The organism is Pseudonocardia sp. P1 (assembly GCF_000178675.2).
Classification (GTDB): Bacteria; Actinomycetota; Actinomycetes; order Mycobacteriales; family Pseudonocardiaceae; genus Pseudonocardia.
In genome coordinates, this window is sequence record NZ_ADUJ02000002.1 from 299,682 (window position 1) to 320,776 (window position 21,095).

The 21,095-nt window shown below is 69.7% G+C and carries 19 protein-coding genes; 7 read left to right on the forward strand and 12 right to left on the reverse strand.

What is annotated here, in order from left to right; genetic code table 11:
• Positions 1–97: 97 nt before the first annotated feature.
• Positions 98–2,092, reverse strand: a complete 1,995-nt coding sequence (locus tag PP1_RS30855) for a heavy metal translocating P-type ATPase (protein ID WP_029239386.1) — start codon at positions 2,090–2,092, stop codon at positions 98–100.
• Positions 2,085–2,492: an ArsR/SmtB family transcription factor gene (locus PP1_RS30860; protein ID WP_050802305.1), complete on the reverse strand. Its 408-nt coding sequence runs from the start codon at positions 2,490–2,492 to the stop codon at positions 2,085–2,087. Before PP1_RS30860 ends, PP1_RS30855 begins: the two co-directional genes overlap by 8 nt.
• A 158-nt stretch (positions 2,493–2,650) precedes the next feature.
• Here PP1_RS30860 and PP1_RS30865 point away from each other — a divergent pair, with 158 nt between their 5' ends.
• The 5 genes from PP1_RS30865 to PP1_RS30885 all read left to right on the forward strand — a co-directional run bounded on the left by PP1_RS30865 (position 2,651) and on the right by PP1_RS30885 (position 6,938).
• A complete protein-coding gene (locus PP1_RS30865; protein WP_010227558.1) occupies positions 2,651–3,277 on the forward strand; it encodes a class I SAM-dependent methyltransferase in 627 nt (208 codons plus the stop codon).
• Between the two features lie 70 nt (positions 3,278–3,347).
• Positions 3,348–4,769 carry a phenylacetate--CoA ligase family protein gene (locus tag PP1_RS30870; protein ID WP_139324237.1) on the forward strand — a complete coding sequence of 474 codons (1,422 nt, stop codon included), beginning with the start codon at positions 3,348–3,350 and terminating at the stop codon, positions 4,767–4,769.
• Between the two features lie 252 nt (positions 4,770–5,021).
• Positions 5,022–5,606, forward strand: a complete 585-nt coding sequence (locus PP1_RS30875) for a recombinase family protein (RefSeq protein WP_010227564.1) — start codon at positions 5,022–5,024, stop codon at positions 5,604–5,606.
• 384 nt (positions 5,607–5,990) lie between these two features.
• Positions 5,991–6,353, forward strand: a complete 363-nt coding sequence (locus PP1_RS30880) for a hypothetical protein (RefSeq protein WP_139324236.1) — start codon at positions 5,991–5,993, stop codon at positions 6,351–6,353.
• Positions 6,354–6,542: 189 nt separating this feature from the next.
• Positions 6,543–6,938, forward strand: coding sequence for an Lsr2 dimerization domain-containing protein (locus PP1_RS30885; RefSeq protein WP_010243304.1), 396 nt, complete (start codon positions 6,543–6,545; stop codon positions 6,936–6,938).
• Positions 6,939–7,510: 572 nt separating this feature from the next.
• On the opposite strand, the gene PP1_RS30890 is transcribed toward PP1_RS30885, so the two are convergent.
• Both PP1_RS30890 and PP1_RS30895 read right to left on the reverse strand, forming a co-directional pair.
• A complete protein-coding gene (locus PP1_RS30890; RefSeq protein ID WP_010243308.1) occupies positions 7,511–8,872 on the reverse strand; it encodes an MFS transporter in 1,362 nt (453 codons plus the stop codon).
• Between the two features lie 239 nt (positions 8,873–9,111).
• A complete protein-coding gene (locus PP1_RS30895; protein WP_249266139.1) occupies positions 9,112–10,194 on the reverse strand; it encodes a response regulator receiver protein in 1,083 nt (360 codons plus the stop codon).
• A gap of 433 nt (positions 10,195–10,627) precedes the next feature.
• On the opposite strand from PP1_RS30895, the gene PP1_RS30900 reads away from it, so the two are divergent.
• Positions 10,628–11,416 carry a TauD/TfdA dioxygenase family protein gene (locus PP1_RS30900; protein WP_029240100.1) on the forward strand — a complete coding sequence of 263 codons (789 nt, stop codon included), beginning with the start codon at positions 10,628–10,630 and terminating at the stop codon, positions 11,414–11,416.
• On the opposite strand, the gene PP1_RS30905 is transcribed toward PP1_RS30900, so the two are convergent.
• The 6 genes from PP1_RS30905 to PP1_RS30930 form a co-directional block, all read right to left on the reverse strand.
• A complete protein-coding gene (locus tag PP1_RS30905; RefSeq protein ID WP_010243315.1) occupies positions 11,388–12,428 on the reverse strand; it encodes a D-alanine--D-alanine ligase family protein in 1,041 nt (346 codons plus the stop codon). The two genes, PP1_RS30900 and PP1_RS30905, sit on opposite strands and share 29 nt — an antisense overlap.
• On the reverse strand, positions 12,428–13,849 hold the full coding sequence (locus PP1_RS30910; RefSeq protein WP_249266138.1) for an ATP-grasp enzyme: 1,422 nt from the start codon (positions 13,847–13,849) through the stop codon (positions 12,428–12,430). Before PP1_RS30910 ends, PP1_RS30905 begins: the two co-directional genes overlap by 1 nt.
• Positions 13,837–14,676: an O-methyltransferase gene (locus PP1_RS30915; protein WP_249266137.1), complete on the reverse strand. Its 840-nt coding sequence runs from the start codon at positions 14,674–14,676 to the stop codon at positions 13,837–13,839. Before PP1_RS30915 ends, PP1_RS30910 begins: the two co-directional genes overlap by 13 nt.
• Positions 14,619–15,866: a sedoheptulose 7-phosphate cyclase gene (locus tag PP1_RS30920; protein ID WP_029240101.1), complete on the reverse strand. Its 1,248-nt coding sequence runs from the start codon at positions 15,864–15,866 to the stop codon at positions 14,619–14,621. Before PP1_RS30920 ends, PP1_RS30915 begins: the two co-directional genes overlap by 58 nt.
• An 85-nt stretch (positions 15,867–15,951) precedes the next feature.
• A complete protein-coding gene (locus PP1_RS30925) occupies positions 15,952–16,620 on the reverse strand; it encodes an HAD family hydrolase (RefSeq protein ID WP_010243323.1) in 669 nt (222 codons plus the stop codon).
• A 509-nt stretch (positions 16,621–17,129) separates the two neighbouring features.
• A complete protein-coding gene (locus tag PP1_RS30930; protein WP_010243324.1) occupies positions 17,130–17,552 on the reverse strand; it encodes a WhiB family transcriptional regulator in 423 nt (140 codons plus the stop codon).
• Positions 17,553–17,696: 144 nt separating this feature from the next.
• Here PP1_RS30930 and PP1_RS30935 point away from each other — a divergent pair, with 144 nt between their 5' ends.
• Positions 17,697–18,725 carry a MerR family transcriptional regulator gene (locus PP1_RS30935; RefSeq protein WP_083697426.1) on the forward strand — a complete coding sequence of 343 codons (1,029 nt, stop codon included), beginning with the start codon at positions 17,697–17,699 and terminating at the stop codon, positions 18,723–18,725.
• 849 nt (positions 18,726–19,574) lie between these two features.
• Here the strand turns inward: PP1_RS30935 and PP1_RS30940 are convergent.
• Positions 19,575–20,414 carry a GAF and ANTAR domain-containing protein gene (locus PP1_RS30940; protein WP_010243328.1) on the reverse strand — a complete coding sequence of 280 codons (840 nt, stop codon included), beginning with the start codon at positions 20,412–20,414 and terminating at the stop codon, positions 19,575–19,577.
• A gap of 60 nt (positions 20,415–20,474) precedes the next feature.
• Complete coding sequence (locus tag PP1_RS30945; RefSeq protein ID WP_010243330.1) at positions 20,475–20,978, reverse strand: SRPBCC family protein; 504 nt, start codon at positions 20,976–20,978, stop codon at positions 20,475–20,477.
• Positions 20,979–21,095: the final 117 nt, after the last annotated feature.

Here is a 21,095-nt window from a genome sequence, read left to right on the forward strand (position 1 = left end):
CAGCGGTACCCCCGACGGATCAACTGCAGCGTCTGGTCCCTCACCACGTCGCGCACCTACCCCTCAACCTCGTGAACCCGTCCGCTGGCCACCGGTATCAGGCGCGATGGGCGGCGTCGAGCGGCTGCGGGCGCGTCGGCGCCGACGGCGGGAGCACGGTGGCGGCGGTGGGAGACAGGCCGCGGGTGCGTCCGCCACGCACGCCGTTGGCGATGACCAGGATCTCGGCGAGCTCGTGCACCGCGACGACCGCGGCCAGGCCCAGGACGCCGAACAGGGCCAGGGGCATCAGCCCGATGATGATGGCCAGGGACAGCCCGACGTTCTGCAGCATGATCGCCCGAGCGCGGCGAGCGTGGTCCAGCGCCTGGGGCAGGTGGCGCAGGTCCTCTCCCATCAGCGCGACGTCGGCGGTCTCGATGGCCACATCGGTGCCCATCGCGCCCATGGCGATGCCCAGGTCGGCGGTGGCCAGGGCGGGGGCGTCGTTGACGCCGTCGCCGACCATCGCGGTGGGCCGTTCGGCGCGCAGCGTGCGGACCAGGTCCGCCTTGCCCTCGGGCCGCAGCTCGGCGTGCACCTCGGTGATCCCGGCCTGGGCGGCGAGCGCGGCGGCGGTGGCGTGGTTGTCCCCGGTGAGCATGGCCACCCGGTAGCCGTCGCGGCGCAGCTGGGCGACCACCTCGGCGGCCTCGGGACGCAGCTCGTCGCGCACGGCGACCGCGCCGAGCAGCTGCCCGTCGGCTTCGATGAGCACCGCGGTCGCCCCGGCCTCCTGCATGCTGCGCACCGGCTCGGCCAGATGTCCGGCCTCGATCCAGCCGGGCCGGCCCAGTCGCAGCGCACGCCCGTCCAGGTGACCGGTGAGCCCGGCGCCGGGCACCGCCTCGACCTCCGCGGCCGGGGTGACGTCGTCGACCGCGGCCAGGATCGCGCGGGCCAGGGGGTGCTCGCTGCGCGCCTCCAGCGCGGCGGCCAGCGCGAGAACCTCCTCGCGAGTGGCGCCACCGGTAGTGGCGACCTCGACCACGGTGGGCCGGTTGCGGGTCAGGGTGCCGGTCTTGTCCAGCGCGACCTGGCGAACGGCACCGAGGGCCTCCAGTGCGGCACCGCCCTTGACCAGCACCCCCATCTTGCTGGCCGCGCCGACCGCGGCGACCACGGTCACCGGGATCGAAATGGCCAGCGCGCACGGTGACGCGGCGACCAGCACGACCAGGGCGCGTTCGATCCACACCAGCGGGTCGCCGAACACGCTGCCCACTACGGCGATCAGTGCGGCGGCGATCATCACCCCGGGTACCAGCGGGCGCGCGATCCGGTCGGCGAGGCGTTGCGCGGCGCCCTTGCGGGATTGCTCGGCCTCCACGATCGCCACGATCCGGGCCAGGGAGTTGTCGGCGGCGGTGCTGGTGACCTGCACCTCCAGGGCGCCGGTGCCGTTGATCGACCCGGCGTACACCTCGTCGCCGGGGCCGGCCTCGACCGGCACCGACTCCCCGGTGATGGCCGAGACGTCCAGCGCGGTCCGCCCGGTCCGGACGGTCCCGTCGGTGGCGATGCGCTCCCCGGGGCGCACCAGCATGGTGTCCCCGACCCGCAGCTCGCCGGGGGCGATCACGACCTCTTGGCCGCCGCGTAGCACCGTGGCCTGTTCGGGGACCAGCGACAGCAGCGCGCGCAGGCCGCGGCGGGTCCGGGCGATCGAGTACTCCTCCAGGCCCTCGCTGATGGAGAACAGGAACGCCAGCATCGCGGCCTCGCCGACCTCGCCGAGCGCGACCGCGCCGACCGCGGCGATGGTCATCAGGGTGCCGACCCCGATCCGGCCCTTGGCCAGGCGGCGCAGCGTGGACGGCACGAACGTCCACGCCCCCACCACCAGCGCGGCCACCTGCAGGGCGAGCTCGACGGGCGCCGGCCCGCCGGACCAGCCGACGATCAGCGACGCGCCGAGCAGCACCCCGGCCACCGCCGCGGCGCGCAGTTCCGAGACCTCCCACAACCGCTCCGGCTCCCGCTCCGCCACGACCTCACCGGTCTCGGCATCGACCCGGGGCTCGTCGTCGCCGCACCCGCACGCGTCACTCACCGCGCACCCCCACACCCTCTCCGACCGAAGCGCCCGCGCCGCCGGTACCGGAGTCGGTGCCGAAGTTCGGGCACAGCGCCACCGCCGACCCGGTCGCCTCCAGCAGCGTCTGCGCGGCGGCGAGCAGGTCGAGCAGTTCCGGGCGGGTCAGCGAGTAGAACATCTGCCGACCCTGCGGCCGGCCCGTCACCAGGCCGCAGTCGCGCAGGCACGCCAGGTGCGCCGACACCGTCGACTGCGCCGACCCGAGCCGCTCGGTCAGATCCACCACCCGCGCCTCGCCCCCGGCGAGATGCTGCACGATCGCGAGCCGGGTCGGGTCGGACAGGCTGTGGAACAACGCCGCGGCCGGCATCAACTCCTGGCGCGGGGACACCGCCACCGCATCTGGCATCGTCATGCAGCGATGATAACGCACGGAACGAGTGATCGGCACCGACTCCCGGGTCGCACCGTGCCGGCCGATACCCGCTGGACAGCGGCTCGCACCTCTGCTATTCATCGCTTTACAGCGATGACACCGGTCGGGTTGGATAGCTTGGAGGTCGGGTCGTGTTGATGAACCGGGTGGAGACGGCGCTGGTGAACAGTCCACCGCGGCGGGCGTTGCAGCGGTTCTACGAGATCCCGACGCTGCTGCGGTTGGGCGGGGCGCTGCCTGCGGAGGCGCGGGTGCTCGAGGTGGGGTGCGGGGCGGGGTACGGCACCGAGCTGATCCTGCGCCGGTTCGCCACGGCCCGGGTGGACGCGATCGACCTGGACCCGGCCATGGTCACCCGGGCGAAGCGCCGGCTGTCCGGTTATGGGGGCCGGGTGCGGCTGGCCACCGGTGACATGACCGACCTGCGCGCCGCCCTGGACGCCGAGGACGGCAGCTACGACGCGGTGTTCGACTTCGCGATCGTGCATCACGTCCCGGACTGGCGGGCCGCGGTCGCCGAGATCGTGCGGGTGCTCAAGCCGGGCGGGTGGTTCTACTTCGACGAGGTCACCGCCGCCGCGCTGGCCACCCGCGGCTACCGGTGGCTGTTCGACCACCCCACCGAGGACCGGTTCACCGCGAGCGAGTTCGTCGCCGAGCTGGAACGACAGGGGTTGCAGGTGGGCGCGCGGTGGCGCACCCGGGTCCGCGGGCACTACCTGCTCGGGGTGGCCGAGCGCCCCGCCAGCGGCACGGCGCTGTGATGAGCGCCGCGGGCGGTGGAACCTCGACCGGTGCGGAGACGACAACGTGACGGCATGTGGGACGTCGGGCGTGGCTGCTGGCGAGGACCGGGTGCTGCGGCTGCTGCTCGACGCCCGCCGCACCTACCGACACGGCCCCGCGGCGATCGCCGCCCGGCAACGCGCCCGGCTGGCCGAGCTGGTGGACTTCGCCCGCGCTCACGCCCGCGTCTACGGCGAGCTCTACCAAGGCCTGCCCGACCGGGTGGAAGACCCGCGCTTGCTACCGGTCACCGGGAAGGCGGCGTTGATGGCCCGGTTCGACGACTGGGTCGCCGACCCGCACGTGACCGCGGAGCGGATGCAGGCGTTCGTGGCCGATCCCGCCCTGATCGGTCGGCCGTTCCCCGGCGCCCCACCCGGCGCCCGCGCGGGCTCCGGCGCCGGCTACACGGTGGCGACCACGTCGGGCACGACCGGAACCCGGGGGATGTTCCTGCTCGACGAGCGGGCGCTCGCGGTGGCCACCGCGCTGAGCGCACGCATGCTCGGCAGCTGGCTCACCGCGAGCGCGCTGCCCCGGCTGATCGCCGGACGGGGACGGTTGGCGATGGTCACCGCCACCGGCGGGCACTTCGCCTCCACCGCCGCGGCCGCCCGGCTGCGCCGCAGCAGACGCGGCTGGCGCCGGGTCCGGGCGCTGTCGGTGCACACCCCGCTGCCGGAGCTGGTGGCCCAGCTCAACGCGTTCGGGCCCGCCGTGCTCGCCCCCTACGCCACCACCGCGGCCCTGCTGGCCGCCGAGCAGCAGGCCGGGCGGCTGCGCATCCGTCCCGCCCTGGTCGCGCTGGCCGCCGAAGGCCTGCCCGACCGGGAGATCGCGCGGATCGCCGCCGCGTTCGGCGCCGCGGTGGGCAACTCCTACGCCGCGACCGAGTGCCCGTTCCTGTCCTACAGCTGCCGGCACGGTTGGCTGCACGTCAACGCCGACTGGGCCATCGTCGAACCCGTCGACGCCGACCACCGGCCCACCCCGCCCGGCCGGCAGTCCCACACCGTGCTGGTGACCAACCTGGCCAACCGGGTCCAGCCGATCCTGCGCTACGACCTCGGCGACAGCGTCCTGGCCCGCCCCGACCCCTGCGACTGCGGCAGCCCGCTGCCCGCGATCAGGGTGCAGGGCCGCACCGCGGACCTGCTCACCCTCCCCACCACCCACGGCACCACCGTGACGCTCACCCCGCTGACCCTCTCGACCCGCCTGGACCGGCTGCCCTCCGTGGCGCTGTTTCAGATCCTGCAGATCTCCCCGGCCGAGCTGTCGGTGCGAATCCAGCCCGCACCCGGCGCCACCCCGCAGCAGGCCTGGGCCCACGTGCACCGCGAACTCACCGACCTGCTCGCCGCCCACGGCCTCGCCCAGGTCATCGTCCGACGCGCCGAGCAGGTCCCCCAACCCGCTACCGGCGGCAAATACCGACTGGTTCAACCGTTGGCCGACACACCGGGCTGACCACGCCACACGTGGCGTCGACCGGCCATGCGCTGTCGGTTGCTCGGTCGAGACCTCACGATCTTCTATCTGGTCGACGACGCAGATGCGGCGTCGCGGCGCGAGGAGCGCGACATCGTCTCGTAGGCCGAACCCCTACCGGGACACCCCCGCCCCGGCCAGCGCCGAAGCATCGGCCCAGTACGAGGTGTCCCGTAAGCCTGGTTCGGTGAATAGTTCCGGTGAGGGGGCCATAACCGGCAGACTGCCCCGGTGACCGGACTGCTGATCGGCTACGCCCGCTGCTCCACCGACGCCCAGGACCTCACCGCTCAACGCGACGCCCTCACCGCGCTCGGCGTCGCGACCGAGCGGATCTACGTCGACCACGGCCTCACCGGCACGAACCGCGCCCGGCCCGGGCTACGCGAAGCCCTTGCCGCATGCCGCGCCGGCGACACCCTCGTGGTCACGAAGCTTGATCGCCTCGCCCGCTCGGTGCCCGACGCCCGTGCGATCGCCGACGAGCTCACTGCCGGCGAGATCAAGCTCTGCATCGGCGGCTCGGTGCACGACCCCACCGACCCAATCGGCCGACTGCTGTTCAACGCACTCGCCATGATCGCCGAGTTCGAGGCCGATCTCGTCAGGATGAGGACACGAGAGGGTATGAAGGTCGCCAAAGCCAAGGGCCGGCTGCGCGGCAAGCAGCCCAAGCTCTCGCCGCGGCAGGAAGCGCACCTCGTCTCACTCCACGCCGCCGGCGAGCACACCATCAGCGAGCTCGAGGAGCTCTTCTCCGTCACCCGCTCCACGGTCTACCGAGCGCTCTCCCGCGCTCGCGCGAAGGTGGTCTGATCCGACCGGCTCGGCCGTTACCTTGCACTTCGGGCCGTCGCCGACTGCGGTCTCCCGCGCAACCACCATCCGCAGCTCAAGAGGCTACTCAGCTATATCCGCCCGATTTTCGGCGAGAACTACGGCGACCCCCTCAGGAGCCACTTGAACTCCTGGACAGTCCCGATGACACGGTGTGGCGGCTAGGTGATTCGGGTGGCTCCGGTCGTGGCGCCGAACCAGGCGGGACAATCGACCTCGTGCCACCGGTCGAATCGTCTGTTGCTGGACAGATCACAGCGGTGGTGTCGCGCGGTCGCCGTGATGCCAGAGATATCGTCGGCGACTGCTACTCCATCGACGTATGTAGGAGGTCTCGCGGTGGCTGAGGACGACGTGTCCACCATGCCGACATCGATTCAGGGTGAGCAGCAGGCCGAGGCCGGTTACGTCCGGGCGTCGGACGCCGATGTCGACCTGTACGTCGACCGGGTCTCCGACGAGGTGCTGGCGTGCCGTGAACGGGGACGTCATCTGTTCCCGACCATCCGCGAGGCCGGTATCCACTTCACCGGTGTCGACGACGACGGTCTGCTGCTGCGGCGGTTGACCTGCACGTGCTGCACGCTGGCGGTGCGGGTGGAGAAGTGGGAGGGGCCCGTCGTCGCGGTCAGCGCACGCGGTTCCATCGGGTCGCCTCGTCTCTGGAGTACCGCACCGGGGCCGAGGGGCAGACCTATCTGGCTCCGTCCGGTCGCGGTCACATGACTCCTCGCCAGATCGGTGACTCCGTGGCGTCGAAGGCGCTGGCCGGTCAGACCGTCGCAGCATTGCGCAAGAGCGCTGCGCGGGCAGCGGCCGAGAGCGCTCGAGCGACCGGGACCAGCACGAAGAGCGGCTGAATCGCGCCGGGCTCAGTGCGCGGTTTCAGCTCCATGTGATCGAGGGAGGCACCGTATGGGAATCCGGCAGATCCGCTACTGCGATGTGAGCGGCGTCGAGGACGACGTCGAGTCGCACGAGATTCATATCGACCAGATGCGGATCGAGATCGACCTCGCAGGTGCGGAGTACCGCAAACTCCTCACCGCACTGCGACCGTATGTCGACGCCGGTCGGGTCGAGGCGTCCGCGCCGGCGTCGGTTCCGGACCGCGGCGGCTCGCGCCGCGAGGGTGAGCGGAGGCCTCCGACGCGCACCGGACTCTCCGCGGCCGAGCGGGAACAGGTGCGCCAGTGGGCCGAGTCCCAGGACCTCCCGGTTCCGGCGAACAACCGGTTCAAACGATCGCTGATCGAGCAGTGGCGCCAGGAAACCGGTGAGGGCGAACAGTCCGAGGTCGCCACGAACTGACCCATGGTCCGCGGCCGCCCATCGGATCGGCTGTCGGGACGTCGTACCCGGTGTCGCTCTCGGGTTCAGGCAGCGCACAGTTCACGGACCGGTCGAGTTCGGCTTGGGCCGATTATGTCGATCTCACCCGGCCAGATGGCGACCGGTAGGTCATCGCCGTCCTCGTTCACGACGGGCCGGCCCGGGGGATGTAGCGACGCGTTGCCGGCGATTGACCGGCGTGGGCCTGCCACTGGCCGGTCGAGGCACTGCGCCGCGGTCGCCTGTGGCCATCGCGTTTTGGGCTCGACGATCCGGCTCCGCCGGCGGCCGGATGGAATCCGAGTACGACTCCCCTGCTAGCGGCCTGCTGCATGTAGACGGGGTTTACATTCGCTACCAGGACGACGAGGTCGTCGACACCGATCACACGAGGCGACGATCTCGATCGCACGTTTTCTACGCCATGAGGTAGATGGAGCGATACATGCCGACGGGCGCGGCCGTGGTGGTCGAGTTCGGAACCCGCACGCGGTCGTGCCGTGCCCCAGCTCGAGCGCTTCGGCCAGTGCGCCTGAGCCCCGAACCGGTCCTCAGGTCTGACGGGGAGCCGGCGTCAGTGCTGCGATCACCAATGCGATCAGCGCGGCGCCTGACGCGGCCAGGAACGACACCGCGAACGCTCCGCCCGCCGGCACCGCGTGCCCGTCGATATGTACGACCAGGGCGGCACCGATGGCCGCGGCGACCGCGGTGATCGTGGAGGTCCCGAGCTGCCGCATCAGCGTGTTCATGCTGTTCGCCGCCGCGGTCTCGGTCTCGGGCACGGCGCGCATGATCAGCAGCGGCAGTGCCGAGTAGGCCAATGCCGCGCCGATCGCCCCTACCGTCGAGGTTACGACCAGCTGCCACAACGACGCCGGCAGCGTCGCCAGCCCGGCGTTGCCCACCGTCAGCAACGCTGACCCGGCCACCACGGTCGTGCGAGGACCTCGCGCCCGCGACAGCCGCGCCGAGACCGACGAGAACACCACCATCGACCCGCCGATCGGCAGCAGCATCACCCCGGCGGCCATCATCGACAGCCCGAATCCGTAGCCGGTCGCGACCGGTGCCTGAAGGATCTGGGTCGCCATCACGAACGTGGCGAAGATGGAGAACCCGAGCAGGACCGTGGCGATGTTCGTCCACAGGACCGCGGGTCGTGCGGAGACCCGCAGATCGACGAGCGGGGATCGGTGCCCCAGCTCGAAGCAGCCCCAGAACACCAGCAGCACCACGGCGGCGCCGAGCGATCCGAGGGTCGCTGCGCTCGCCCAGCCCCACTCGCTGCCCTTGGAGATCCCCAGCAGCAGGCAGACCAACGCGACGCCGAGCAGGACCGCTCCGGTGGTGTCGAACCTCCCACCGGTGCGTACCCGTGACTCCGGGACGAGTCGGGGCACCAGAACCGCCAGGACGAGTGCTCCCGCGGCAACCAGCACGAACAGCATCCGCCAGCTGGTGTGTTGGGCGATCAGCCCGGTCAGCGGCGGTCCCGCGGCACCGCCGACCCCCAGCGACGAGCTCATCAGCCCCACGCCTGAGGCTACCCGCGCCGGCGGGAGCACGTCGCGCATCAGGCTCATCCCCAGCGCGATCACCCCGAACGACACGCCTTGCAGTGCGCGCGCGACAAGCAACACCGCGAAGCTCGGTGCTACCGCCGCGAGCACAGAGCTCGCCAACACGATGCACACCGACAGGTGCAGCATGCGGCGCTTGCCGTACATGTCACCGAGCCGTCCGAGGACCGGCGCCGACACCGCTCCCGCCACCAGGGTCGCGGTCACCAGCCACGACGACGAGGACGGACTCACCGACAGCAGAGCCGGGAACTGCGGGATCAGCGGAACGACCATGGTCTGGAGCAGTGCCACGAGAAGGCCGCAGGTCGCGACCACGGCGATCGCCACGGTCGGGCTGTCGGAGGTTGCGCTGCGAGTGGCAGGACGGGCTGTGTCGGCGTGGACAGCGCTCACGTGTGTGTCGGCTCCTCCGGGGCGAGTGGAGCCTCAGACGAACACAGATCGTGAGCATGGAACAAGCATTACGTTGTCTTTGCGAAACACCTCACGGCGCCGCACGGCCGTCGGGACCGGAGCCGCCGCCAGAACGGCAAGTATCCGGAGCCACCGATGGCTATCGGGCGTAGTCAGGGCTGTCCGCGCATCGCCGCGGTCAGCGCCGCGAGGTCCTCGGGGTGCATGCGCCTCGGGGTGTCACCGTCGGCGACGTCGGTCGTGGCCGCGCGTAGCTGGGCGAGTTCGGCGGCCTGGTCGTCGCGCTCACGACGAGCCTGGTCGAGCTGGGTGGCCAGGCTGCGGTGCTCCTCGCGTGCACGCTCCGCGGTCGCAGTGGCCGACGCGTACTGGTCGCGCAGCTGCTCGGCGGTGGCACGGGCGTCGTCGAGCACCTCCTGCTGCGCGGTGAGACGACTGCGCTGTTCGGCGGTGGTCTCGGCGAGCCGGTCCCGCTCGGTACGCAACTGCTCGTGAGCTGCGCGCAGCGTGGCCAGATCGTCGGTGGCCTGGTCGCGGGCACGGGTGGTCTGGGCGATCTCGCGGTGGGCGGTGTCGCGCTCGTGCTCGGCTGTGCGGGCGGCAAGCACAGCTGCTTCGCGGTCCCGGTCGGCGGTGACCGCTCGCTCGTCCGCCCGCCGGTGGCCGTCGAGGGCCCGGTCCCGGGCGTCCTCGGCGGCGGCAGCCTGCTGGCGGGCGGCGCCGAGCGCCTCGGTGGCCTCGATGGCTGCGCGCGCGGACTCCTCGGCCCGGGTGACGGCCTCGGTGCGTTCCCGGCGGGCCTCCGCCGCGTCCTTGTCCGCCTCACGCGCCCGGACCACGGCCGTGTCACGTGCGGCCTCGGCGTCCTGGCGGGCCGCATCCGCCTCGGCTGCCTTCGTGCGGGCCGCCTCGGTGGCGACCAGAGCGTCACGCTCGACTTCGTCGAGCCGTTCCCCCACCGCGGCCAACGCCGCGGAGAGCTCCGCGACCGGGCCGGCGACGGTGGCGACGTGCTCCCGTAGCCGGTCGGCGTCGAGGGCGAACGCTCCCGAGCCGGTGTCGAGGCCGAGCGTGCCCAACGCGTCGCGTTCGGCGCGGGCCATCTGCGCACACGTGCGCCCGCCCTCCCAGCGGGTGTCACGGCAGAACGAGCGCGGTCGGCCGCCCTGGGGGCCGGGAGGTGCGAGCTCGGCGCGGCAGCGGCTGTATCCGCAGCGTACGGCGGTGTCGGTCACGTCGAACAGCGTACCAGTTCGGGTATTGCAAAGATTTACTGGGTTCTGAGTACTGATACTGGATACTATCCGCCAACGAAATTCTTGTTTCGTTGGTGGACCAGGTGGCGTCGCGAGGCCCGGGAAGGGCGACGCGCCGTCCGAGTCTCGCGCCAACCGGGGACGACGGTCCGCCGCCGGTTGGGCGCGACGAAGAACCGACATCGCTCGTCTCGCCTCGACCGAGAGCTGTCCCGCTGATGCGATCGACACCGCGCGAGCCAGCTCTCACGCACATCCCCTCCCCCGGGCGCCGTTCCCACGGGCACGGTTGCTGGTGGCCTCGAATCGGCCTCGGTGCGGTCGAGCCTCGGCGGGCCGGACTCGGTGCTGCATGATCTCCGCGAGCTGTGATCACCGCGCACGTGTCTCAGGGTGCACGCAGAATGGAACGATGGATCACACCGTTCTACGACCGGTCGGCGTCACCGTCACCGGTATGGGGTTGCATCGGGTCGGGCCTGTCCAGATCGGGCAACTCGTGGGCTTGCTGGCCGAGTACGGTGTCGTGATCTTGCCCGATCAGGCAGACGCCGATGATTCTGCATTCCTGTCCTTCTTGCGTGGATTCGGCGATCTGACCTTCACCCCGGGCGAGACACCGGTGCCCGGATATCCTGACCTCAACGTGGTCAGCAACGTCGGCCGCACGACTCCGCCGAGGAGTTCGTTCCACGTCGACACCAGCTACATCGCTCGCCCTCCCGCCTACACCGCGCTGCGGGCGGTGTCGGTGCCGGCCCATGGCGGGGCGACGCAGTTCAGCAACCAGTACCGCGCCTACGACACCCTGCCCGACGGGCTACGTCAGCGGCTCGCGGGCAGGGCGATCCGACACGTGGTCACCGGGCTGACGCCGGGTGATGCCGGCGGGGAGACCGAGGCGGAGCACCCGGTGTTTCGTCGCCATCCGGTGTCGGGGCGCGTGGCGCTGTATCTGTCGACTCCGGCCCGTTGTGTCTCGGTGAGCGGGATGTCGGCACAGGAGTCATCCGATGTGATCCACGAGCTGTTCGAGCACTCGACTCGTGCGGACAACGTGATGTGCCATGCGTGGTCGCCGGGCGACGTCGTGATCTGGGACAACGCCTGTGTGCTGCACCGGGCTGATCATGCCGGTGTCGTTGGGGATCGGGTGATGCACCGCGGGATGATCACCGGTGGTCCGACGATGTCTGCCTGACCTCCTGTCGGGCGGCAGAGATCAGATCAGCGAACAGCTCTCGTACCGGTGTTGCGGCGGCGTGGGCCATCGTCGCGACGACCGAGGAGTGGGCGAACGAGCAGTACAGGCCGGCCTCGAGGAAGTAGAGGCGGCCGTTCGGGTCGACTCGGAAGTCGAAGAGCCCATAGTGGCGGCATCCCAACGCCCGGTAGGCGCGCCGAGCGGCGTCGTGAACTGTCGCGGTGAGCGGATCGGCGGGATCGACGATCCAGGACCGGTCATCCTTGGCGACCAAACGCAGGTCGCCGGTGGCAGAGCGGTCGAGCTTGTCGTCGGCGAGTCGGATCGGCTTGTCTGTCGGGTCCATGCGGTACTCCTCGAGGGGCAGGCCTACGAGGTCACCGCCGCGATCGATGATGCCGCACCGTACTTCCCGGCCGAGAGGTACGAACTGTTCGACCAGCGCTCGCTCACTGTGGGCAAGAGCGTCTTTGATCGCCACCTCGATGGTCTCGTCGGTCTCGGCCAAGGTCACGCCGACCGAGTTGTCGGTGTCGACAGGTTTGATCACGAGCGGTGGCCGGAGGGTGGGGGCTTGTCCTGCGCGGAGTACCTCTCCGGCCGGAACCGCGACACCGGCGTGTGCGACGACGGCGCGGGCGCGGGCCTTGTCCGCTCCGAGCGCCATCACGTCCGGGGTGTTGCCCACGTAGGGGATCCCTTGCAGATCGAACAGCGCCCGGTAGTGGGTCATGCCGGGTCGGCAGAACATCTGGGGCACCATCACGTCGATCTTGAGACGTGCGATGTGGGCGAGGGCCTCGGGTAGCGACAGCAGCGGGGCGGCGGCGATGTCGCCGGGCGCCAGGCCTACGGGGAACTGCCACCCACCCGGTGTCACGTAGGCGATGTGGACGTCGTAGCGGGTGGGGTCGGCGGTGGCGGTGAGGCAGTCTGCGGCGTAGAGGCGGGACAGGTCGCAGAAGAACTCGTCGACCGGCGATCCGGTCAGGTGCAGCACCGTGATCATCAGTCCCCCGCGGATTCGACGAGCTTGCCGATGTTGATGTCGATCTTTACCCAGGGCGTGCCACGTACCAGCTTGTCGAGCAGCAGCGCGGCGATCTGCAGGTGAGGGACCAGCAGGAACGGCAGCGGGTCCCGCGCTTCGAGCAGTGCTTCCTTGCCGCGGAGGATGGTGCGTAACCGCTTGGGCAGCGACGTCGGAGCCCCGAGGAGCCGGCCGAGCTCGTGGTAGAGCCAGTAGGTCGGGCGGGCACCCGGGTCGGGGACCGCCGGTGGGCCGGCGTGGGCCGAGAGGTAGGCGTCAGCGAGACCTGGGTGGTCGTGGAACAGGGTGATCGCTGAGTGGGTACGTGGATTGCACTCGATCGCGTACACGCTGCCGTCGGCGCGTTCGATGAAGTCGAACGACAGCTGCCCGGTGACGCCGAGTTCGGTGCAGAACCGGCGGACCCATTCGTCGATGACGGGGTGGGTGACTGCGGTGTAGTTGAGCTGGAAGGCCGAGGAGGGGCAGCAGCAGTGCAGTGCCACGGCGCCGTCGCGGACGGTGGAGTGTGTGCAGTACTCGGTGCCCTCCACGAACTCCTGCAGTATCCAGGGGTTGTCCGACGAGATCGGTAGCCGGCGTACGAAGTCGGCTGTCTGGTGGGCGGTCGGGTGCGGTAGACGGGTGAGGTCCATGCGTCGGACCGGGTCGTAGGCGATCGATTTCAGGACGTAGGTGCTTCCGGGCGCGGAGGTGAAGTCGAAGTCGATGACTTGTTGCGGGTCGGTGATCCTGTGGGTGTCCGGCACCGGCAGGCCCATGGCTGCGGCGGCCTGGGCGAAACGGTGTTTGTCGTCGAGCAGCGCTACGACGTCGCTGTCAGGGTGCACGACCTCGCAGAGTGGCTCGAGCGCTTGCTTGGCGTCGGCGTCGTACCAGCTGGCGAGGGGGCTGCACACCGGAACGTAGACGTCGACGCCCTCGTGCTGGGCGATCTCGGCGAGTCGTTCGGCGTAGTCGGGCGCGTCGGGTGCAGGGACGACGTGGAAGGCGTCGACGGCTCGGGAGAAGCGGTGCCCGGACAGTCGGTAGCGGGCCTGCTCCACGAGCACGACCCGGTGCCCGGCGTCATGAAACGCACGGGCCAGTGTGAGCGCTTTGGTCATCTTCCCGCCCGACAGCATGATCGTCTGTCGGGTGGCTGTGCTGCGCGGGCGGCGTGCCCGCCGGGTCAGCCCGATCAGCGCGGCCATCCCTGTGATCGCCGCGTTCACAGGGAGCACTGCTGTAAGCAGCAGCAGCGTGGCCGCAGTCCGGGTGCGGCCCGTGGCGGGCGCACCGGTGGGGGGCACCGGTGCGGGCTGTGTGCCCGCTCGGATTCGGGCAGCGGGCGCGGCGTAGTTCGCCCGGGTGGCGGACCGATCGGTCACGACGCCCACCGGATCAGGGTCAGTCCGTCTCGGAGCGGGACGAGGACCTGTTCGATACGCGGATCATCGGTGACGGATCTGTTGAACGCCGCGATCGCCGTGCCGTTCGGGGTGGACTCGCCCGTCCAGGGCTGCCCCTGCATCAAGGTGTTGTCGACACACATCACCCCGTGCGGGGCGAGCAGGCCGCCTTGCAGCACGGCGTCGAGGTATTCGGCGTATCCGCCCTTGTCGGCGTCGAGGAAGATCAGGTCGAAGCGCTGTCCGACCAGTGTGGCGAGGGTGTCGGTGGCCGCGCCGACTTCGATCGTGATGCGCTGGGAGGCCGTGGACCGGGAGAGAGCTTCACGCGCGAGTGCTGCCGCGTGCGGGTCGATCTCGCAGGCGATCAACTCACCGTCCTCGGGTAGCGCTTCGGCCATGGCCAGGGCCGAGTAGCCGGTGAACATCCCGATCTCGAGTACCCGTTTGGCCTGCATGGCCTGGACCAGGAAACGCAGGAAGCGGCCCTCGACGTGTCCGGAGAGCATCTCTTGCTCGAGGCCGCTTGCGGTGTGGTCCCAGTTCTCGGCGCTGGTCCGGCGTTCCAGTTCCCCCAGCGCGTGGGACGCCGGCGAGGTGTGCTCGTCGAGGTAGGGATCCAGGCCGGAGGCGAGGTCGCGGGCACGAAGCAGGTCCGGTTCGACGTCGGGCCCGGCCCGGGCGACCAGGTCGTCGAGCAGACCGGCCAGGATCGTCGTCGGCGTCACCGGCCGCGGGCCACGCCTCATCGCGTGGGTCATGTCCTGGCCTCGGTGTTCGGGGCGGTCGTCAACTCTGTCTTCGCCGACGACCACATCTCGACACCTTCTACCGATGTCGGTAGGCCAGCGACGACGGCCTTGTGTGCGGCAAGGGTTTCGATCAGTTCCGTGTGCTCGATGTCGTTGGCGAAGTGACACGTTCCGATCGGGCGGGGCAGGGCGGCGCGTAGCTTCCCCGCTCGTGTCTGCATGATCGATGCGGTCGCATCGATGAGCAGCTGCTCGGTGAGGTAGGTGCTGTCGACACTGAGTCCGAGTCCGCTGAACAGTCGGTGGATGCGGTCGCGCTCCCCGGTGGTGATGTCGCCGCGGCGCGCGGCCAGGGTCGCCGAGAACGCCATGTCGATGGCGATCGCGTGACCGTGCAACATCGGCGTGGGTGGGGCGAGCTCCAGGGTCGGGCTCCATGTGTGGCCGAACGCGATGACGCGATCCAGGTCGAGTTCGTGCAGGTTGCGGTGCTCGAGTTCGAGCATGGTGTGGATGGCGTCGTAGGTGCACCGGTGGGCGATCTGGCGCAGTTCCGGGGTGCCCTCGCGGTGCCCGAAGCGTGTGGCGAGCAGGTCGTCGCCGTATTTCTCCAGCAGGTCGAACAGGCCGGCGTTCGCCACGGTCGCAATCTTGATCATCTCGGCGACGCCGTTGCGGACCTGCGCTTCGGGCAAGGTGGCCAGGAACGAGAAGTCGAGCAGGACCTGTTGCGAGGCGTGGAAGGCGCCGAGACGATTCTTGTGTCTGCCGTGGTTGACCGCGACCTTCATCGCGACACTCGCGTCGATGAGACCGATCAGCGTGGTGGGGATCCTGACGTAGGGCGTGCCACGCTTGTAGCTGGCGCAGGCGAACCCGGTGACGTCGGTGGTCAAGCCTCCACCGACGACGAGCACCGGTTCGGTGCGCAGTAGCCCGAAGTCGGCGTAGGCGTCGACGATGCGCTCGAGAGTGCGCAGGCTCTTGGCCGTCTCGGCGATGGTCAGTGGTACGAGGGTCACGGCGATGTCGTGGTGGTCGAAATAGCTGCGGATCGGGTCGCCGTAGTGTTCGTGGACGGTCTCGTCGATCACCATCAGGCACCGGCCCCATGGCCGATAGAGGTCGGCGAGCTCGGTGTTGTGGGGCGCGAACACGCCGTCGACGTAGGAGAGCGTGAACTCGATCCGCTCCCAACTCTCGACACGGAACTCCGTATCGGTCGCGCTGAGCACAGCCTGGGGGTTGCTCATGTCCTGGTCTCCGATCGGTCGGCTTCGGGGCGCGGGATCGTGGCGCAACCGGGTAGGGCCGGTGGCTGATGTGGAGCGACGGCCGTCAAGACCGGGTGAGATCAGAGAGCAGAGCACCGTCGTCGAGTCGTTCCACACGTTCGGTCGCCGCGGAGAAATCGTGGCCGGTGGTGTTGGCGTTGGGGAAGGCGATCACCCGTAGGCCCGCCGCCGTCGCGGAGGAAATGCCGCCGATGTTGTCCTCGATCGCGATCGCTCTGTCAGGTTTCTCGTCCAGAGCGGTGAGCGCGTGCAGGTAGGCGGCTGGGTCGGGTTTGGGGGCCGCGGCGGTGGCGACATCGACGATCACTGCGAAGTCGGTCGCGGACAGGGAGGGGCTCAGTGCGCGCAGCACCGCCTCGACATTGTCGGTCGAGGTGGTGGTCACCAAGCCGACCGTGACGCCGCGACCGTGGGCGGCCTTGATCGTCTCGATCACGCCGGGTCGGGGGGATGTCCCGTCTTCGATCAATTTCTCACGGAACACCTCGGATTTCGTGGCGTGTACAGTGGCGGGGTCGATGTCGTCTCCACGCGCAGCGGCGAAGTCGGCGATCCGCTGCCTGCCTCCACTGGACTCCAGCATCTGCAGGTAGTCCTCACGGTCCCAGTGCCAGTCGAGGCCGTGCCGCTCGAATGCGGTGTTGAACGATGAGCGCTGTATTTCCGACGACTCGACCAACGTTCCGATTGAGCCGAACAGTAGAGCGGGCATCGGGTTTCTCCATTCGCGTTAGGACCGTCGGCCGTTTTCGACGACTGTGGACAGCGACCTCGCCCGAGTTGGGGCTCGACCGTCGTGGGCCACCGCTGTGAGCGGAGGATGAGAGGGGATGCCGGGCTTTACTTCCCGCCAAGGCCTTCCCTACCGAAGGGGGGCCAAACCTGCATGAGGTGGCGCAGGGACGATGGCGGGCCGAGCGCGAGCGGGCGAGAGAGCTGTGCCGCGGCGTTGTCCCCGATGGTCGCGGCTTTCACGACCGCAGTGGGGTGTCGTGCCCCGGTGGATCCGGCCGTGCACCGCCGCAGGCCACTCACGCTGGCCGTGGGTGCGCTGCTCGTGAGCTGCATACGGCCGGCCTCGTGTCGGCGTGAGTCGGTCGAACCGGCACTCGAAGATCGGTGAGCTGCCGGAGGTGCGGCTTCCGGCGCGCCGACGGGTCGGTGATGCTCGAGATTCACGAAGAGGACCGGGGGAAGTCGACATCGCTTGTCAGGGATCGGTCAGTGAAGGAGTTCGCCCCGAACGGGCGGCCGGTCGGTGTTCGTCGCGGGTTCCGGGCCCGACGGGCCGGCGGTGCCTGATGGCGTGGCGACTATGTGGGTTGAGCTGGGCGGTGATGCCGGGCCGGAGGCGAGCCGGGCTTCTCGTCGCTTCCGGCGCACGATCTCCCACCGTTCCCGCTCCCCTACCCCACCCCAGGTTCCGTATGGCTCCTCGATCCGCAGTGCGTGCTGCAGGCATTCGGGTCGGACCTGGCAACCGGCGCAGATCTGTTTCGCGTTTCGCTCACGTTCCCGGGCCGCGGCACCACGTTCTCCGGGCGGATGGAAGAACGACTGGACGTCCATCCCCCGACAAGCGCCCAGACGCTGCCAGTCCCAGGTTTCGGACACTGGCGGTGGTAGACGCTGCGTGTGGGTCATCGCGCTCACGCTCCCTTCCCTGCGAACAACCGTGGCACAACCGTGGCAGCCCCGCTATCGGAGCGCGCCACAAGGCTCGTGAGCAGCCCGGACGGTGCTGGGCCGGGTCATGCGGTGGCCCGCGGTCGGCCACCGCGAACGTTCGTGGGCGAGACTGTGGTGATGAGTCCGCCATGTCCGCCGACCGGCCCGCAGCCGGTGCCGGAGTGGACGGCTGCGGCGGTGGCACGCCGATTCGGGATTGCGCCGGCGACGCTGCGCAGCTGGAGTGCTCGCTACGGGATCGGACCTGTCGATCATCAGGCCGGCCGTTACCGGCGCTATTCCGAGGCCGACCTCGCCGAGCTGGAGATGGTGCAGCGACTTCGCAGGGACGGGATACCCATGGCCACCGCGGCGGCGATCGCTCGGGCAAACCGCCCGGGTTCCGCTGCGGAGGTGCCCGGTTCCGCCCCGAGTTACGCATCGCGCGGGCGCCCAGGGGTGTCCTGTGAAGACGGCGGCGACGGTGCGACCTGCGCAGGAGAGGTCGCTGCCGTGCTGTCGGCAGCCCGAGCCCTGGACGCCGACTCCGCCGTCGAGGTTCTGCGGGAGAGTGTGTCTCGGCGCGGGGTCGTCGACACGTGGAATCGGCTGTGTCGGCCTGCCCTGTGTCACGCGAGCATCATCACGCGTCCGGCGCAGGACCCGCACGGCGCGTCGCCGGGTACGGAGTCGCTGGCCCAGTCTGATCCGCGTGCAGGTCCGATCGATGCAGAATGCACGCTCGTCTGGGCCATCACCACGAGCTTTCGCCAGGTCCCACAGCCACCGATCGGCGTCGGGGGGGTGCTCCTGGCGTGCGCTCGCGCGGAGCTGCACACGCTGGCACTCGACGCCCTGCTGGCCGCTCTGCACCACCGGCGGCGCCCTGCCCGCATGTTGGGTCCGTCGGTCCCGGCCGCGGCACTGCTGCATGCGGCGCACCGCACCCGGCCGGTTGCAGCGTTCGTCTGGGCTCAGACATCGGACACCGCCGATCCGGCGACGTTGCGCGGCCTCGAGCGCTGCACCACCACGATCGTGGCCGCCGGCCCCGGATGGGAACCCGCCCACCTGCCCGATCACGTCCTCACCGTTGACAGCATCGATCAGGCAGTGGCTTTGGTCGACAGAGCTGCGACACGGATCTGAGCGCGACCTGGCCCATCCGATGATCGAAAGTGTGCGGCGGGCCTGCCGCGTCGATGAGGAAACAGCCGCGCCTCTACAGCGAGGGGTGGCAGAGGCGCGGCCGTCGGCCGACTGCCGGGGGCAGGAGGCCGCTCGGAGCAACGCCTGTCGACCTCGCCGCTTCGCGGTTCGAGTTCGACAGGCGCGGCACCGCCGGGAGCTCGACGTCCGCCAGTGCGTTCCCGGTCGGCGCGGCCCGCTGCGCGCGAGGACGCGGTGTCCGCTACACCGTCGGGAATGCGGTCCAGCTTCGTCACATCGGCGTTGACCCACTCGCCGGGACGGAGCACGTTCATGACGGCGAGTCGGTTCGCCCGTGGGGCGTCGCAGTCCGCGAGCTTCGGGCGGTGGTGGCAGCGCAGGACCTGATGCACCGCCGTTGCGGCGACCGGGATCCGGCTGGCGATACGCAGGGCCCGATCTTGTGGGCGTCGCGCAGCGGCAGGACCTCTACCTCGACGACCCGTCTGGTGCGGCGCGGGCTCCAGTGCGAGCGGCTGGAGCGCTCAGTCACGGTCTGCTCATCACCGTGGGCCGTATCGGCGGGCCCAGCTCGCGGCGGTGGTGTGAGCGACCTGGAACTGCTCACCGGCGCAACCCAGGTTCCAGCCCTGGTCGGCGGCACACTGCCGCAGCCGCAGCCGCAGCCGCAGCCGGACCGGTCGGAGGCAGTGGGGCGCCTACAGTGGATCGCCAGGGGGCCTCTGAGGATTCGGCGGTGTGCTGTGGTGATCCACACCGAATCCGTAGGCCTCACCCCATTTCACGATCATTGATCGCGCGCCGGACCGTCTACAACCATGCCCGGATCTAGAGGTCGTTGCGGCGTGATGCCAGGGTTTCGGCGATCTGCACCAGCTTCACGTTCAGGTCCTGCGAGGTGCGGGTCAGGATGTCGAAAGCGCGTTCGGCGTCGATTCCTTGCCGCTCCATGAGGATGCCTTTTGCCTGGCCGATGACATCGCGGCTCTTGATCGCTTCCTGAAGGTGTGCGGCGTGTAGGCGCGCCGCTGTGATCTCCTCGGTGGTGGCGAGGGCGACCGACAGGTGTGAGGCCAGGACAAGCGCGGTATCGCGCGCGGCGTCGTCGAAGGCGTGGGCGCGGTCGGAATAGATGTTGAGTGCACCCAGGCGTGGTGGGCTACTGCGGGGGAACAGGCCGACTCCCAGCATCGAACGCATGCCGAGTTTGGCAGCTGCGGGACTGAAGCGGGGCCAGTGTTCGGTGTCGGCAGCCAGGTCGGGGCAGGAGGCAACTCCTACGCCATCGGTGCGTGTCGCCTCCAGGCACGGGCCTTCGTCGGCGGCGTACTGCACTTGGTCGATCTGTTCGGCCAACGCGTCGGTGAAGACTGGCGTGGTGTATCCGCCGCGAGGGTCACGCATCGTGATGCTGACCAGAGAAGCTCCCTTGATCAACCGCGGGGTGGAGTCCACGACGTGCTGGAGGACGCCACCGACCGTGCCCGCTGTGAACAGTCGCTGCACCAGCTGGGCGAACTCGTCTGCCAGTGGCCCGATCTCGGTCGCATCGTACCGTTCAGTCTGGTCGGCTCGGGTTCGTTCCTGCTCCTCTCGGACGAACCGCTCTCGGGCTTGCTGCCAGTCGGAGTTCGTGGACATGCCACCCCCTGATTCGAACTTCTTCATCGCGTCGAGGGGCGGAGCCGGCCACGGCGCGTTGCGGCCGGTCACCGCCCCGGGAGCACGTTAGCGCGCCACGCCGGTATCGGCTTCGATCAGGCGCTTGAACTCGGCAAGTGCGTTCTCGATCTTTTCCTGCGGGTCGTGGAACAGCGCGACAGCGGCCTCGCCGAGCGCTCCGGCCGGCGGGTTGATGTGCAGACTCACTTCCACCCCGGTCGTATCACCGTGATTGTCGAATCGCACCGCGCCGCCGGTGTCGATGTCGTTGGAACCAGTGTCCAACGACGCCCACGCGATCTTACGATCGCGCTCCTCGTCCACGATCTTCGCCTCCCATTCGACCGGTCGCCCGAGGGGGCCGTCGACGACCCATTTGGTTACGTCGGCGTGACCGTCCTTGGGCTCGACCCGTCGCACATCGGACATGATCTCAGGAAGATGCGTGAGCGGCCGCCACCAGCGGTAGCAGCGATCAGCCGGTGCGTTGACCTCGATGTAATGTGTTGCAGTCGTCGTCATAACGGAGACATGCCCACCCCCGGGCTTGATAAACACCTGCACGGCCATGGATTATGCCAGGCTGGCCGTCTCCTCGACAGCATTTCGACAGTTCAGGGCCAAAGCTGGACTGGCGCACCGCAGGCCGCTCGACTCGGCGTGCAGGACTCGCTTGTGCTCGACGCA

Coding starts and splice junctions, on each gene's coding strand:
- PP1_RS30860 (WP_050802305.1), bottom strand. CDS start 2,492: ATGACGATGCCAGATGCGGTGGCGGTGTCCCCGCGCCAGGAGTTGATG.
- PP1_RS30865 (WP_010227558.1), top strand. CDS start 2,651: ATGAACCGGGTGGAGACGGCGCTGGTGAACAGTCCACCGCGGCGGGCG.
- PP1_RS30880 (WP_139324236.1), top strand. CDS start 5,991: ATGCCGACATCGATTCAGGGTGAGCAGCAGGCCGAGGCCGGTTACGTC.
- PP1_RS30885 (WP_010243304.1), top strand. CDS start 6,543: ATGGGAATCCGGCAGATCCGCTACTGCGATGTGAGCGGCGTCGAGGAC.
- PP1_RS30900 (WP_029240100.1), top strand. CDS start 10,628: ATGGATCACACCGTTCTACGACCGGTCGGCGTCACCGTCACCGGTATG.
- PP1_RS30905 (WP_010243315.1), bottom strand. CDS start 12,428: ATGATCACGGTGCTGCACCTGACCGGATCGCCGGTCGACGAGTTCTTC.
- PP1_RS30920 (WP_029240101.1), bottom strand. CDS start 15,866: ATGAGCAACCCCCAGGCTGTGCTCAGCGCGACCGATACGGAGTTCCGT.
- PP1_RS30925 (WP_010243323.1), bottom strand. CDS start 16,620: ATGCCCGCTCTACTGTTCGGCTCAATCGGAACGTTGGTCGAGTCGTCG.
- PP1_RS30930 (WP_010243324.1), bottom strand. CDS start 17,552: ATGACCCACACGCAGCGTCTACCACCGCCAGTGTCCGAAACCTGGGAC.
- PP1_RS30940 (WP_010243328.1), bottom strand. CDS start 20,414: ATGAAGAAGTTCGAATCAGGGGGTGGCATGTCCACGAACTCCGACTGG.
- PP1_RS30945 (WP_010243330.1), bottom strand. CDS start 20,978: ATGGCCGTGCAGGTGTTTATCAAGCCCGGGGGTGGGCATGTCTCCGTT.